Raw genomic sequence first — 14,297 nt, forward strand, 5'->3', positions numbered from 1 at the left:
CTGCTCCTGGGGGGCACGACGGGCGTCGCCATGGCAGCGGGCGGCGCGTGGCTCGGCACCGTGGCAGCAGAACCGGCCGTCGGGGGCCAAGGGGCCGGCACAACGATCGGAAATTTGCAGACACCACCGTTGTACGCGCCTTCCGGCCGTCGGCCCAAGTACCGTCGGGCCACCTGGTCACAGCAGTTCCAGATCTCCCACGGGTGGAGCGCCGGCGGTGCCGGCACCGCCACGGCCGACACCAACGACACCTCCGTTTTCGTACGGGGGACACAGTCGGTCCGGGTGACCACGAACGGCACTGGCAAGCAGTCCTACGTCCGCAAGGCGGGTATGCCCGCGACGAACCTGACCGGGAAGATGATCAGACTCATCTTCCGGGTTGACGACGTCACGAACCTGTCCAAGGTCGTCTTCTACCTGGGCAGCGGCTCACTGACGAACTTCTTCTCCTGGACGTGCCATGTCCACTCCGGTTCGTCGGCCAACTACGTGCAGTCCGGCGAGTGGGTGACCGTCCATCTGCAGTGGGCCGACGTCTCCGCTGCCTCGGGAACGTACTCGGTCTCCGCCGCCGGAACGCCGTCCACGAAGACCGGCTTCACCGACATGTCGTTCGCGGTCTACGACGACGCCGGCGGCCCGGTGACCTACCATCTGCAGGCCGTCGAGCTGATACCCGACACGGTGTCCGTCTTTCCGAAGGGAGCCGTCTCCATCACCTTCGACGACTCCCACAAGTCGATTCACGATCTGGCCCGGCCGGTGATGGACTCATACGGGTATCCCGGCACGGTCTACAACATCGCCGACGCGATCGGCAGCAGCAGCTTTCTGACGGTCGACCAGATGCGTTCGCTGCAGGACTTCTCAGGCTGGGAGATGGCCGGCCATTCCTATGCGACGGCGACCCACACCGCCAGTTATCCCAAGCTCACTGCCGAGCAGGCCGATACCGACTTCCGCAAGCTTCGTGAGTGGCTGGTGTCCAACGGCTTCACCAGCGAGCACTTCGCCTATCCGCACGGGGCATTTCAGAAGACGACGGACGGGGTGCCGGTGGATCTCATCGCGAGCCGTCACTTCACCACGGCGCGGTCGATCATCTCCGAGACCATCGAGTCCTTCGCCCCAGCGATGCCATACCGCCTCAAGGCGATGACCGGAATCAACGACGGCGCCGGGATCGGCGGTACGGCACTCTCACGACTGACCGACCCAGGGGGCCGGCTCGATCGGTGCGTTCACCACGGTGACTGGCTCATCCTGTGTCTCCACAAGGTCGTCGACGGCACGCCCACGACCAGCACGGAAATCGGCAAGGCGGGTCTGGCCACGTTGATGAAGGCGATCACGGACCGGGGCATCCCGGTGGTCACCGTCGACGAAGCGATGGCTTCCTACGCCTGACGCATGGCGAAGGGGCGGCCGTTCGGCCGCCCCTTCGCCATGCTCCTCAACCCGCTACCAGCCGCCCTGACCCTGCTGCCAGTACGGGTCGGGCTGGCCGACCTGGTGGGGCCCCGCACCGTACTGCTGCTGCGGCTGCTGGGCGGGATCCAGGTGGCCGCCGTGCGACGACTGCTGGGCCATGTCCTGTCCGTCCGCGCCCCAGCTGATGCGCTGCTGCGGTACGTGCTGCAGCTGCTGGCCGTAACCCGGAATCGGTTGCGGCTGACTCGGAATGAGGCCTGCGCCAGGCAGCGGGGTGCGCAGAGCGACGCCTTCGAGACGCATCAACTCCAGCGTCTCGCCGACCTTCTTGTCGGAGTACGGGTCCTCCTCCTCGAAGATCTCGGTCACCTCGGCCTCGTGATCGCCCGCCACAGACACTTCGACGCCGCCCTGCCGCGTGCCCCAGCTTCCCTTGTGCAGGGTGAGGAGGGCGTAGAAACGCAGCGGTGTGAGCAGGAAGAGCTGGATCAGACCGTAGAGCGGGGCCAGCAGGAACATGCCGAACCGCCTGAAGAAGCCCATTCCCCGGCGCGGAAAGTCCAGGTAGCGCACGTTACGCAGGTACCCCATGAGGATCATGAAGATCGCGTAGTCCCCGACGTGCTTCAGGAACTGGGACGGATGCATGATCGGCATGACGACCATCGAGTAGAACATCGCCGTGCCGAAGACCAGCCACAGACCAAGCTCCATGCAGGTCAGCCAGAAGGCCGGCCGGTACTTCTTCTGGTGACGGAAGGCCCACAGGGACTCACGGAAGAACGACTTGTTCCAGCGGACCTGCTGGCGCAGGAAGTGCGGAAGCTTCTCGGGAACCGCCGTATAGCCGACGGCCGTCTCCTGGAAGACGACCTGGCCTTCCATCAGGCAGTAGTTGGTCATGCGCCGGTCGTCGCCGAACACGGCCGGCTTGCCCAGGAACTGCTGGTTCAGGAAGTCGGGCAGATACTTGCGCACCAACGTGCCGCGGTAGGCGGACAGGGCTCCGCAACAACACAGCACAGACTTCAGACGGGAGTACGCGGCGCGCTCGAACAGGAACGAGTTGCCGTAGCGCAGATCCTGCAGGCGGGTGAAGACGTTGCTGTCGTGGTTGAGGGCGAGCACCATGCCGGTGGATGCCATGACGCGTTCGTCTGCCAGCGGCAGCAGCAGTTCGCGGAAGGTGTCGCGGGACAGCACGGTGTCCGAATCGACGCACAGGAAGATGTCCGAGTACGGGGCCGCCTCGAACCCGAGGGCGAGCGCCTCGCGTTTGCCCTTGTTCTCGGGCTGGACGCTGACCGTGTACTTGACGCCCAGGGCCTCGAACTCGCGCCGCAGCTTCTTCGCCGTCCGGATGCCGGACGCATCCGCGCTGCAGTCGTCGATGATGTGGATCTCGTTGGGCAGACGGCTCTGCGCGAGCAGGCTGCGCATGCCCTGCTCGAACATCACCGGGTCCTCGTTGTAGATGGGGATGACGGCCGTCACCCACGCCTTCTCGATGTACTCGAGCTCTTCCCGGCCCGCCTTGGCAGGACGGTAGAACAGGGCACCGAACATCTTCAGAGCGAGCAGGCCCATCGCACCCAGGGAGTACAAGTGCAGGGAGTCGGAGTCCAGCCGCGTCGCGATCACCGCGGCGATGCCCAAGAAGAAGAGGTAGGAGACCTTCAGGTGGCGCCGTCGGCGGTGCTTCTGGCGGCCTGAGGAGTCGACCGCGCCGGGTATGTACGTGCTGTCCTCATTGCTCACAGCTTGACCACCCGAGGGTGATCGGCGGAGACGCCACGCGTGTCGAACAGCGCCTTGGCCCGCTCGGCGAGCAGCTCCGGGTCGATTTCCCGGTGCGGCTGGAGCAGGATGGTCAGGTCGGCGGCCTCAGCCGCGGACAGGTAGTCGCCCACCCGCTCGACGGGCTCACCCAGGACCTTCCAATCCTCCACCCGTGGATCGAAGTAGGCGAGTTCGGCACCGCGGGCAAGCAGATTCTCCGCGACGGCGAGGGCCGGGCTCTCCCGCTGATCGGAAATGTCCGGCTTGTACGTCACGCCGAGCAGCAGGACGCGCGAGCCGCGCACCGCCTTGCCCTGGTCGTTGAGCAGATCCGCGGCACGGTTGACCACGTGCACCGGCATACGCTGGTTGATCTCCTGGGCCAGCTCCACGAAGCGGAACGGAATACCCAGCGAACGCACCTTGTAGGAGAGGTAGTTCGGGTCGATCGGGATGCAGTGACCGCCCACGCCGGGCCCCGGGTAGAAGGGGGCGAAACCGAAGGGCTTCGTGGAGGCGCACCGGATGGCGTCCCACAGGTCTACGCCGATCTCCCGGCAGAACATGGACATCTCGTTGACCAAGGCGATGTTGACGTGCCGGTAGGTGTTCTCCAGGAGCTTGGCCATCTCGGCCTCGCGGGTGCCCTTGGCCTCCACCACACGAGTCACGAACCGCTCGTAGAGGGCGCGGGCCGCCTTGGTGCAGTCCGGGGTCACCCCTCCGACCACCTTGGGGGTGTTCTCCAGCCCGAAGGAGGAGTTGCCGGGGTCGATGCGCTCCGGGGAGAACGCCAGGTGGAAGTCCGTTCCGGCGCGCAGGCCGTCCGCCTCCAGGCGCGGCCGCACCACCTCGTCGGTGGTGCCGGGATAGGTCGTGGACTCCAGGACGACAAGGGTGCCCGGCGTGAGGTGCTGCGCGATGTCCTCGACTGCAGCGTGCACGGCCCCGAGGTCGGGCGCTCCGTGATCGGTGAGCGGCGTCGGAACGCACACGACCACCGCTGCCGCGCCTGCGATGGCGTCCGGCCGGTCGACCGCCTCGAATCCCTGCCCCAGCATCGTCCGGACCTCGGCGTCCGAGATGTCGTCCACATGGGAGCGACCGGCGTTGAGCCCCTGGACCACTTGCCTGCTTCGGTCGAGGCCGACCACTTTCAGCCCTGCGGCTGCGGCAGACCGTGCCAATGGCAGTCCCACGTAGCCCAGTCCGACAACGACGAGATCCGTACCGCAGGATCTGCTCACGACATCAATCCCAACCCCGTGCCGAGCTCGCGCTGCCTGCGCGGCCACTCGGACACCTTGATGAAATTCGAACAAGAGGGTGGAATCCTAGCAGTCTCTTCACACTTTCAACATTTTTCCCTCAGGTGCTCCTTGTCACCCTCAAGGGGTACAACCCTTGGATCCACTTGGGTGTCTGACGTGACCACACACCCACCACTCCTTGAGGAGCGGACGAGATGAGCCACCCCGGGCCTTCCGTCAACGACGACGGCGGTACAAGCCGCGGAAGACGTCCACGATCACGCGGCCGCCGGATCCGCAACGGCATCTTGCTGACACTGCTGGCCGCCCTGCTCGTCGGAGCGGGTACCGCATGGCGGCTCTACGCCGGCCTCGACTCACACCTCAAGGACCGCGCCGTCGACATCGACAAGACGATCGGTGACGACCGCCCCGCCAGGCAGCCCACCTCCGGGCAGAACATCCTGGTCCTCGGCTCCGACTCGCGTGCCGGCGCCAACGCCGCGCTGGACAACGCCAAGGTTTCCGGGGCCCGTTCGGACACCGCCCTGGTGATGCACATACCCGAGGGCCGTACGCGGGCTGTCGCCGTGAGCATCCCGCGCGACACCCTGGTCACGCGGCCCGCCTGCACCAAGGCGGACGGCACCGAGGTCGCCTCCGCGAAACGCGTCATGTTCAACTCCATCTACTCGCAGGTCGGGCCCGCCTGCGTGGTCAAGACCGTGGAGAAGATGTCCGGCGTCCGCATGGACCACTACGTGGAGGTCGACTTCGCCGGCTTCAAGGGGCTGGTGGACGCGATAGGCGGGGTCACCGTCACCGTGGACCAGAACATCCACGACTCCTCCAGCGGGCTGGACCTGAGCGCGGGCACCCACCGGCTCGATGGCACGCAGGCGCTGCAGTTCGTGCGCACCCGGCACGGCATCGGCGACGGCAGCGACCTCGGCCGTATCGGGCTGCAGCAGCAGTTCATCATGGCGCTGCTCTCCGAGATCAAGAAGCAGGACCTGCTGGGCAGCCCCACCAAGACCTACAAGATCGCCGACAAGCTCACCGCGGCGCTGACCACCGACTCCGACCTCGCCTCGCTGACGAAGCTCGCCGAGTTCGGCCGCAGCCTGAACGGCGTGAACCCGGACACCATGGAGACGATCATGCTCCCGGTGGCGTACGACAAGGTCGACCCGAACCGTGTCGTGGCCGCCGAACCGCAGGCGTCGACGCTGTGGAAGGCCGTCCGCAGCGACGCCGAGATCCCCGAGTCCGCGAAGAAGTCCCCCGCGAAGGGCGGCTGAGCCCGGCCGTCCGCGACCGTCCCGGGCCCGCCGTGCCAGGCTGGCCCCATGGACGACAGCACTCCCCTGCTCGTGATCGTCGACGGCGCCAACGTCGTCGGGTCGGTGCCCGACGGCTGGTGGCGGGACCGGCGCGGGGCCGCCGAACGGCTGCGGGACCGGCTGGCGGCGCGGGGGATTCCCGGATACGGCGGTGACGACGAGGGCGTGGACATCGTCCTCGTCGTCGAGGGCGCCGCCCGCGGCGTGGCCTCCGTGCCCGGTGTCCGCGTGGAGGACGCCCCCGGCAGCGGCGACGACCGCATGGTCGACCTGGTCGCCCGCGCGACGGGCCGCCGCTGCCTGGTCGTCACCGCCGACCGCGAACTCCGCCGCCGCGTCACGGCCCTGGGCGCCGAGGTCACGGGACCGCGGACGGTACGCGGCTGATCCGACCCCGGCCCACGTGCCGGGACCGGACCCGGGAGCCTCCCCGCCCGCGGACGGTACGCGACTGCCCCGTTCAGGCCCGCATGCCCGGGCCGAGCCCAAGAGCCTCCCCCGGCCTCAGGCCCGCGTGCCCGGACCGGGCTCGGGAGTCTCCCCGGCCGCGGACGGTACGCGACTGCCGCCGCCCTCAGGCCCGCATGTCCGGGCCGGGCCCAAGAGCCTCCCCGGCCCGCGTGCCCCCGGTCCGGCCCCGGCAGTCTCCCCCGCACCGGGCAGTACACGACTGACCCCCGCTCAGGCCCGGGTGCCGAGGCCGGCGCCCGCGGCAGCCTCCCCCGCCCAGCCGGTACGCGCCTGAGCCCGTCTCAGGCCCGCATGCCGGGACTGGCCCAAGGACCCGTCCCCGCCTCAGGCCCGCGTGCCCGGACCGCCCCGGCAGTCTCTCCCGTCCCGGCCGGTACGCGACGGAGCCCGACTCAAGCCTGCGTGCCAGGGCCGCCCCCAGAGGCTCCCGCGGACTGGCTCACCCAGCCCCGCTCAAGCCGGCGTGCCCGGACAGGCCCCAGGAGCCACCCCCGCCGCGGCGGTACCCGGCTAAGCCGCACTCAGCCCCGAGGCCCGCGCCCGCGCCCCGCGGCAGTCTCCCCCGCCCCAGCCGGTACGCGACTGGGCCCGACTCAGGCCTGCGTGCCAGGAGCGCCCCGGAGGCTCCCGCGGGCGGGCTCAGCCCGACTGAGCCCCACTCAGGCCCGCGTGCCCGGACAGGCCCCGGAGGCCTCCGCGGGCGGGCTCAGCCAGAACCCGGTCAAGTCCGCGTGCCCGGGTCCGTCCCCGGCGTCTCGCCCGCTGTGGCGTGTTCGCGTAGGGCCAGGCGGCTGTGGTTGCGGCCGTAGAGGAAGTAGACGACGAAGCCGATCACCATCCAGATGGCGAAGCGGACCCATGTCTCGGCCGGCAGGTTGAGCATCAGCCACAGCGAGGCGCACACCGACAGGACCGGGATCACGGGCACCCAGGGGGTGCGGAAGGAGCGGGGCAGGTCGGGCCGGGAGCGGCGGAGGATGATGACGCCGATCGCGACCACCACGAACGCGAACAGCGTGCCGATGTTCACCAGCTCGGCCAGTTCGCTCAGCGGGGTGAAGCCGGCCAGGATCGCGATGAGGACGCCGAGCAGGATGGTCGGCCGGTGCGGGGTCTTGAACCGCGGGTGGACGTGGGAGAAGAAACGCGGCAGCAGTCCGTCGCGGCTCATGGCGAAGAAGACCCGGGTCTGGCCGAGGAGAAGGATCATGCAGACCGTGGTCAGGCCGACCGCGGCGCCGAAGCTGATCAGGCCCGCGAACCACGGGTGCCCGGTGGACTTGAACGCGTCGGCGAGGGGCGCGGTGATGGACAGCTTGGTGTAGTGCTCCATGCCGGTGACGACGATCGACACGGCGACGTAGAGCGCCGTGCAGATGAACAGCGAGCCGAGGATGCCGCGCGGCATGTCGCGCTGCGGGTTCCTGGTCTCCTCCGCGGCCGTGGCGACGACGTCGAACCCGATGAAGGCGAAGAAGACGACGGAGGCCGCGGTGAAGATGCCCATCACACCGAAGTTGGACGGCGCCCAGCCGAAGATGAGCTGGATCAGGGGCGCCTTCAAATCGCCGCCCGCCTCGACCGGCTTCTGCGCGGGGATGAAGGGGTGGTAGTTGTCGCCGTTGACCAGGAAGGCGCCCGCGATGATGACGATGAGGACGACCGTCACCTTGATGGCGACGACGACCGAGGTCACGCGCGCGGAGAGCTTGGTGCCGACCACGAGGATGCCGGTGAGGACGAGGACGAGTGCGGCCGCGAGGATGTCGAAGCCGAAGCCGTGGGCCCCGTCCCGGGTGCCCAGCGCCGCGGGCAGATGCCATCCGGCGTTGTCCAGCAGCGAGGCGATGTAGCCGGACCAGCCGACGGCGACCACCGCCGTGCCGAGCGCGAACTCCAGCACGAGGTCCCAGCCGATGATCCAGGCGGGGAACTCGCCCAGGGAGGCGTAGGAGAACGTGTACGCCGACCCGGCGACCGGGACCGTGGAGGCGAACTCGGCGTAGCACAGCGCCGCCAGGGCGCAGACCACGCCCGCCACGACGAAGGCGAGCGCCGTCGCAGGACCGGCGTTGTTCTTGGCGACGGTACCGGTGAGCACGAAGATGCCGGTGCCGATGATCACCCCGACGCCGAAGACGGTCAGGTCAAGCGCGGACAGGGATTTCCTGAGCGCGTGCTCCGGTTCCTCCGTGTCGGCGATGGACTGCTCGACCTTCTTCGTCCTGAAGAGGGTGTTGCTCACGGTGACCTCCCACGCTGTGTCGTCCTCGACAGGGTCGAGAGGGGGTGTGGTGCGTATGCCCCACCGTGGGCCTCATCACGCAAACGGGCCGGTCGCACCACTCTTCACAGTGGCGCAACCGGCCCATTCCGGCACGTCGGGGCTCAGTCGCGAGCCGCCTCGACCTCCGCCGCGGCGCGTTCGAACCGGCCGTCGAGCTTGGCGACGAGGCCCGTGACCTGGCGTGCGATGTCCGGCGCGGTCAGCCCGATCTCGGCGAGCACCTCGGCGCGGGAGGCGTGGTCGAGGAAGCGCGGCGGGATGCCGAAGTCCCGCAGCGGCACGTCGACCCCGGCGTCGCGCAGGGCCTGCGCGATCGCGGAGCCGACACCGCCGACGCGGCTGTTGTCCTCGACGGTGACGACGACCCGGTGCCGGTCGGCGAGCGGGGCCATCGCCTCGTCCACCGGCTTCACCCAGCGCGGGTCGACGACGGTGGTGGAGATGCCCTGCTTGTCGAGCAGGCCGGCGATCTCCAGGCACATGGGGGCGAGCGCGCCCACCGAGACCAGCAGCACGTCCGGCCGGTCGGTGCCCGGCTCGCGCAGCACGTCCATGCCGCCGACGCGGCCCACGGCCGGTACGGCGGGGCCGACGGCGCCCTTGGAGAAGCGGACCACGGTCGGCGCGTCCTTCACCTGCACGGCCTCCCGCAGCTGGGCGCGGACCTGGTCGGCGTCGCGCGGCGCGGCGAGCCGCAGGCCGGGGACGACCTGGAGGATCGACATGTCCCACATGCCGTTGTGGGAGGCGCCGTCGGTGCCGGTGACGCCGGCCCGGTCCAGCACGAACGTCACCCCGCACTTGTGCAGGGCCACGTCCATGAGCACCTGGTCGAAGGCGCGGTTGAGGAAGGTGGCGTACACGGCGAAGACCGGGTGCAGCCCGCCGTGGGCGAGGCCGGCCGCGGAGACGGCGCCGTGCTGCTCGGCGATGCCGACGTCGTAGACCCGCTCGGGGAACGCCTTGGCGAAGCGGTCCAGGCCGACGGGCTGGAGCATCGCGGCCGTGATGGCGACGATGTCCTTGCGCTCCTTGCCGAGCTTGACCATCTCGTCGCCGAAGACGGACGTCCAGTCGGCGCCGGAGGTGGCGATCGGCAGGCCCGTGTCGGGGTGGATCTTGCCGACGGCGTGGAAGCGGTCGGCCTCGTCCTGCAGGGCGGGCTGGTAGCCGCGGCCCTTCTCGGTGAGGCAGTGCACGATCACCGGGCCGCCGAACCGCTTGGCGCGGGCCAGCGCGGACTCCAGGGCCTCGATGTCGTGGCCGTCGATCGGGCCGACGTACTTCAGGCCGAGGTCCTCGAACATGCCCTGCGGCGTGATGAAGTCCTTCAGCCCCTTCTTCGCGCCGTGCAGGGTGTCGTAGAGGGGACGGCCGACGACCGGAGTGCGCTCCAGGAGGTCCTTGGTGCGGGCCAGGAAGCGTTCGTAGCCGTCGGTGGTGCGCAGGGTCGCGAGGTGGTTCGCGAGGCCGCCGATGGTCGGCGCGTAGGAGCGCTCGTTGTCGTTGACGACGATGACGAGGGGGCGGTCCTTGGCGTCGGCGATGTTGTTCAGCGCCTCCCAGGCCATGCCGCCGGTGAGAGCGCCGTCACCGATGACGGCGGCGACGTGGCTGTCCCGCTTCAGCAGCTGGCTGGCCTTGGCGATGCCGTCGGCCCAGCCGAGCACGGTGGAGGCGTGGCTGTTCTCGATGACGTCGTGCTCGGACTCGGCCTGCGAGGGGTAGCCGGACAGGCCGCCCTTCATCTTCAGCTTGGAGAAGTCCTGCCGGCCCGTGAGCAGCTTGTGCACGTAGGACTGGTGGCCGGTGTCCCACAGCACCTTGTCCTTCGGCGACTCGAAGACGCGGTGCAGGGCGATGGTCAGCTCCACCACGCCGAGGTTCGGACCGAGGTGGCCGCCGGTCTTGGAGACCGCCTCGACGAGGAAGGTCCGGATCTCCCCGGCCAGCTGGTCCAGCTCCTCCAGGCTGAGCCGGTCCAGATCGCGCGGTCCCCTGATGCGGGTCAGCAGCGGCACCCGTGCCTCCTTGCAGTAGAGCTGATCGAGCAATTGCCGGGCTTGTCGAGTCTAATGTTCCGCCCGGAGAAACGATGTCCGGGTCAGTGACACAGCAGTGCCCGGCGCCATGGAGGCACCGGGCACTGGTCCGACCTAAAGGGGCGCGGGGAACTGCGCGAGCAACCCACCACGTCCCGCAGCCGCCGTACTACGCACGACCCGCGGTCTTCTGCGTCTTACGGGTGATGGAGTCGATGACGACAGTGGTGAGCAGCACCGCCGCCGTGATCATGTACTTCACCGGCTCGGCGATGGACTCCAGCTGCAGGCCGTACTGGATGGAGACGATCACCAGCACACCGAGCAGCGCGTTCCACGTCCGGCCCCGTCCGCCGAACAGCGACGTACCGCCGATGACCGCCGCGGCGATCGCGTTCATCAGCAGGTCACCGGTGCCGGCGCTCTGGTTGGCGGAGGCGATCTTCGACGCCAGGAACAGGCCGCCGATCGCCGCGAACCCACCGGAGATCGCGAACACGGAGATCCGGACCGCGGTGACGTTGATGCCCGCACGCCGGGAGGCCTCCACGCTGCCGCCGAGCGCGAACACCTTGCGGCCGTAGGTGGTGCGGCGCAGCAGGAAGTCCGTGCCGATCAGGAACACGAGGAAGATCACCGTGGCCAGCGGCAGGCCCTTGTACTGGTTGTACATGTACGCGGCGGCGAAGGAGATCACCGCGAGCAGGACCGTGCGCAGGAGGGTGTCGCTCAGCGGCCGCGACGGGATGCCGACGGCCTCACGGCGCCGGTTGCCGAGGAAGGAGGTGAGGAAGAACACCACCACGACCACGGCGGCCAGCACGTACGCGGCGGCCACGTCCGTGAAGAAGTACGTGGTCAGCTTGCCGATGAGGCCCTCGCTGTCGAGGTTGATCGTGCCGTTCTCGCCGAGGACCTTCAGCATGAAGCCGAGCCAGAACAGCAGACCCGCCAGGGTGACGGCGAACGCGGGTGCGCCGAGGACGGCGAAGAAGAAGCCGTGCAGGGCGCCGATGGCGCAGCCGGCGACGACCGCCAGGAGGACGGCCGCCCATTCGGGCCAGCCCTGGTTGACCGCGAGGACGGCGGCGATGGCGCTGGCCGCGCCGCTGACCGAGCCGACCGCCAGGTCGATCTCGCCGAGCAGCAGCACGAACACGATGCCGACGGAGATCATGCCCGTGCCGACCATCGTGACGGTGATGTCGCTGAGGTTCTGCGCGGACAGGAACTCGGAGTTCAGGCTCTGGAAGACGACGCAGATGATGATCAGGCCGAGGACGACGGGCATGGAGCCCAGCTCGCCCGCCTTCAGCTTGCGCTTGAACTCACCCAGATAGCCCGCGAGACCCTGCTCACGGACCAGGAGCCGGGGGTCGACGGCGACATCGGCGCCGACGGCTGCCTCGGGGTTCACGACCTGCTCGTCCTGCGGTGTCGTGGAGGTCTTGTCGATGCTCACTTGGAAACCTCCCCGGTCGTGCTGGACGTGCGGGCCGCACGGCGGGTCACTGCGTTGTCGGTGGCGCCGGTGATGGCGGAGATGATCTCTTCCTGCGAGGTCGTCTTGACCTCGAAGACACCGTTGTTACGGCCGAGACGCAGGACCGCGACCTTGTCGGCGACGGCCTTGACGTCGGCCATGTTGTGGCTGATGAGGATGACGGCGTGCCCGCGCTCGCGCAGCCGCTCCACCAGGTCGAGGACCTGTGCGGTCTGCTCGACGCCGAGGGCGGCGGTGGGCTCGTCGAGGATGACCAGCTTGGGCTCGCCGAGCATGGAACGCGCGATGGCCACGGTCTGGCGCTGACCGCCGGAGAGCGAGGCGATCGGGATCCGGACGCTGGGTATGCGGATCGAGAGGGTGCGCAGCAGTTCCTGCGCGCGGCGCTCCATCTCGACCTCGTCGAGGACGCCCCACTTCCGCAGCTCGCGGCCGAGGAAGAGGTTGCCGACGACATCGATGTTGTCGCACAGCGCGAGGTCCTGGTAGACCGTCGCGATGCCGAGGGACTGGGCGTCGTGCGGCCTGCTGATCGAGACCTTCCTGCCCTCCCATTCGATGGCGCCCTCATCGATCGGGTGCACGCCGGCGATCGTCTTGACCAGCGTGGATTTTCCGGCGCCGTTGTCGCCCACCAGGGCGACCACTTCACCGGCGTGGACCTCAAGCTCTACGTCGGTGAGCGCCTGAACGGCACCGAATCGCTTGGAGACCCCGCGCAACGCCAGCACGGGCGTAGCGGACACGTGAACCATCTCCTTCGCCGCCTGACCCGGCGGAAGGGTTGTGCAGAAGAGTTATGGGGGGTGTTCCGTCCGGCGCCCCGCCACTGAGCTTGCGGGGCTGTCCGATGCGCGGGGCGCCGGAGGAGCGGGGAAGCAGCGGATGCTGCTTGTGGGGGCCGGTCCGCGTGCGCCGGGCCTGCTCGGGGGCGGCTCGGCGGGCGCGGACGGCCGGACCTACTTCAGACCGATCTTGTCGCAGGCCGCCTTGTACTTGGCGGTGCAGATCTCGTCGACGGTGTAGATGCCGTCCTTGACGACGGTGTCCTTGATGTTGGCCTGGGTCAGCGAGGTGACCGGGACCAGGACGGACGGGACGTTCTGGGCGCTGCCGCTGGACACCTTGTCCTTGGCGATGGAGTCCACGGACTGGCCCTTGGCGAGGGCGACGGCCATCTCGGCGGCGGCGTCGGCCTCCGGCGCGTACGGCTTGTACACGCTCATGTACTGGTCGCCGGTGACGATGCGCTGCACGCCGGCCAGCTCGGCGTCCTGGCCGGTGACCGGGACCTTCACGCCGGCGGCCTTGAGGGCGGTGATGATACCGCCGGCCATGCCGTCGTTGGCGGAGTAGACGCCCGCGATGTTGTTCTTGCCGACCGCGGAGATCGCCGCCTCCATCTCGGAGTTGGCGTTGTCCGGCGACCACTCCTTGGTGTCGTACTCCTTGGCGATGGTCACCTTGGGGTCGAGGACGGAGTGGGCGCCCTTCTTGAACTGGGCGGCGTTCGGGTCGGTGACCGAGCCGTTGATCATGACGATCTTGGACGCCTTGGTCGCCTTGGCGCCCAGCGCCTTGATCAGGGCGTTGCCCTGGGTCTTGCCGACCTCCTCGTTGTCGAACGAGGTGTAGCCGCTGATCGGGCCCTCGGCCAGGCGGTCGTAGGCGACGACCTTGATGCCGGCGTCGGAGGCCTTCTTGACGGAGTTCTGGATGGCCTTGGCGTCGACCGCGTCCAGGATCAGCACGTCCACCTTGTTGGTGATCATGGTGTCGACCTGCTGGGCCTGGAGGTTGGCGTTCTGCTGGGCGTTGTTGTACTGGATGGTCGCCTTGCCGCCCGTCAGCTCCTTGATCTTCTTCTCGATCAGGGGACGGTCGAACTTCTCGTAGCGAGCGGTCTTGTTCTCCGGCAGGAGCAGACCGACCTTGATGTTGTTGCCCTTGGCGGCCGCGGAGCCGGAGGACTCGGTCTTGCTGCCGCCGGACTCCTTCGCGCTGCCGCAGGCGGCGAGCGAAACGGCCATCGCACCAGCGGCAACGGCTACGGCGGCACGACGCATACGCGTGTTCACTTCGAAAAACCTCCCTGACGAGGCCGCGTCGTTGCGGCCGAGGTGGCTGGAAGTCAACTCGGCCACCGGTACGACGTCAAGAAGTAAATCCTTAACGAGATGGCAACGG

10 protein-coding genes are annotated in these 14,297 nt (G+C 68.6%); 3 read left to right on the forward strand and 7 right to left on the reverse strand.

Annotated elements, in window-relative coordinates; translation table 11 throughout:
* Window positions 1-30 precede the first annotated feature (30 nt).
* Window positions 31-1,410, forward strand: coding sequence for a polysaccharide deacetylase family protein (locus AC0B9F_RS09635; protein ID WP_472000458.1), 1,380 nt, complete (start codon window positions 31-33; stop codon window positions 1,408-1,410).
* A gap of 54 nt (window positions 1,411-1,464) precedes the next feature.
* Here AC0B9F_RS09635 and AC0B9F_RS09640 read toward each other — a convergent pair whose 3' ends face one another.
* Together AC0B9F_RS09640 and AC0B9F_RS09645 are read right to left on the reverse strand one after the other, a co-directional pair.
* Window positions 1,465-3,192, reverse strand: a complete 1,728-nt coding sequence (locus tag AC0B9F_RS09640; protein WP_472000459.1) for a glycosyltransferase — start codon at window positions 3,190-3,192, stop codon at window positions 1,465-1,467.
* On the reverse strand, window positions 3,189-4,460 hold the full coding sequence (locus AC0B9F_RS09645) for a nucleotide sugar dehydrogenase (RefSeq protein ID WP_472000460.1): 1,272 nt from the start codon (window positions 4,458-4,460) through the stop codon (window positions 3,189-3,191). The genes AC0B9F_RS09640 and AC0B9F_RS09645 overlap by 4 nt, the downstream gene beginning before the upstream one ends.
* Window positions 4,461-4,678: 218 nt before the next feature.
* Here AC0B9F_RS09645 and AC0B9F_RS09650 point away from each other — a divergent pair, with 218 nt between their 5' ends.
* Complete coding sequence (locus AC0B9F_RS09650) at window positions 4,679-5,764, forward strand: LCP family protein (protein ID WP_472000461.1); 1,086 nt, start codon at window positions 4,679-4,681, stop codon at window positions 5,762-5,764.
* 48 nt (window positions 5,765-5,812) lie between these two features.
* Entirely contained in the window at window positions 5,813-6,193 is a 381-nt protein-coding gene (locus AC0B9F_RS09655) for a PIN domain-containing protein (protein ID WP_472000462.1), read from the forward strand.
* An 805-nt stretch (window positions 6,194-6,998) separates the two neighbouring features.
* Here the strand turns inward: AC0B9F_RS09655 and AC0B9F_RS09660 are convergent.
* The 5 genes from AC0B9F_RS09660 to AC0B9F_RS09680 all read right to left on the reverse strand — a co-directional run bounded on the left by AC0B9F_RS09660 (window position 6,999) and on the right by AC0B9F_RS09680 (window position 14,176).
* Complete coding sequence (locus AC0B9F_RS09660; protein WP_472000463.1) at window positions 6,999-8,522, reverse strand: amino acid permease; 1,524 nt, start codon at window positions 8,520-8,522, stop codon at window positions 6,999-7,001.
* A 143-nt stretch (window positions 8,523-8,665) separates the two neighbouring features.
* A complete protein-coding gene (dxs, locus tag AC0B9F_RS09665) occupies window positions 8,666-10,585 on the reverse strand; it encodes a 1-deoxy-D-xylulose-5-phosphate synthase (protein WP_472000464.1) in 1,920 nt (639 codons plus the stop codon).
* Between the two features lie 190 nt (window positions 10,586-10,775).
* Entirely contained in the window at window positions 10,776-12,068 is a 1,293-nt protein-coding gene (locus AC0B9F_RS09670; protein ID WP_472000465.1) for a sugar ABC transporter permease, read from the reverse strand.
* Window positions 12,065-12,865 carry an ATP-binding cassette domain-containing protein gene (locus AC0B9F_RS09675; RefSeq protein WP_472000468.1) on the reverse strand — a complete coding sequence of 267 codons (801 nt, stop codon included), beginning with the start codon at window positions 12,863-12,865 and terminating at the stop codon, window positions 12,065-12,067. The genes AC0B9F_RS09670 and AC0B9F_RS09675 overlap by 4 nt, the downstream gene beginning before the upstream one ends.
* A gap of 204 nt (window positions 12,866-13,069) precedes the next feature.
* Entirely contained in the window at window positions 13,070-14,176 is a 1,107-nt protein-coding gene (locus AC0B9F_RS09680) for a substrate-binding domain-containing protein (protein ID WP_472000909.1), read from the reverse strand.
* Between the last annotated feature and the right edge of the window lie 121 nt (window positions 14,177-14,297).

It is taken from the genome of Streptomyces sp. NPDC097129, assembly GCF_055668065.1.

Coding starts and splice junctions, on each gene's coding strand:
- AC0B9F_RS09635 (WP_472000458.1), top strand. CDS start 31: ATGGCAGCGGGCGGCGCGTGGCTCGGCACCGTGGCAGCAGAACCGGCC.
- AC0B9F_RS09680 (WP_472000909.1), bottom strand. CDS start 14,176: ATGCGTCGTGCCGCCGTAGCCGTTGCCGCTGGTGCGATGGCCGTTTCG.
- AC0B9F_RS09655 (WP_472000462.1), top strand. CDS start 5,813: ATGGACGACAGCACTCCCCTGCTCGTGATCGTCGACGGCGCCAACGTC.
- AC0B9F_RS09650 (WP_472000461.1), top strand. CDS start 4,679: ATGAGCCACCCCGGGCCTTCCGTCAACGACGACGGCGGTACAAGCCGC.
- AC0B9F_RS09675 (WP_472000468.1), bottom strand. CDS start 12,865: ATGGTTCACGTGTCCGCTACGCCCGTGCTGGCGTTGCGCGGGGTCTCC.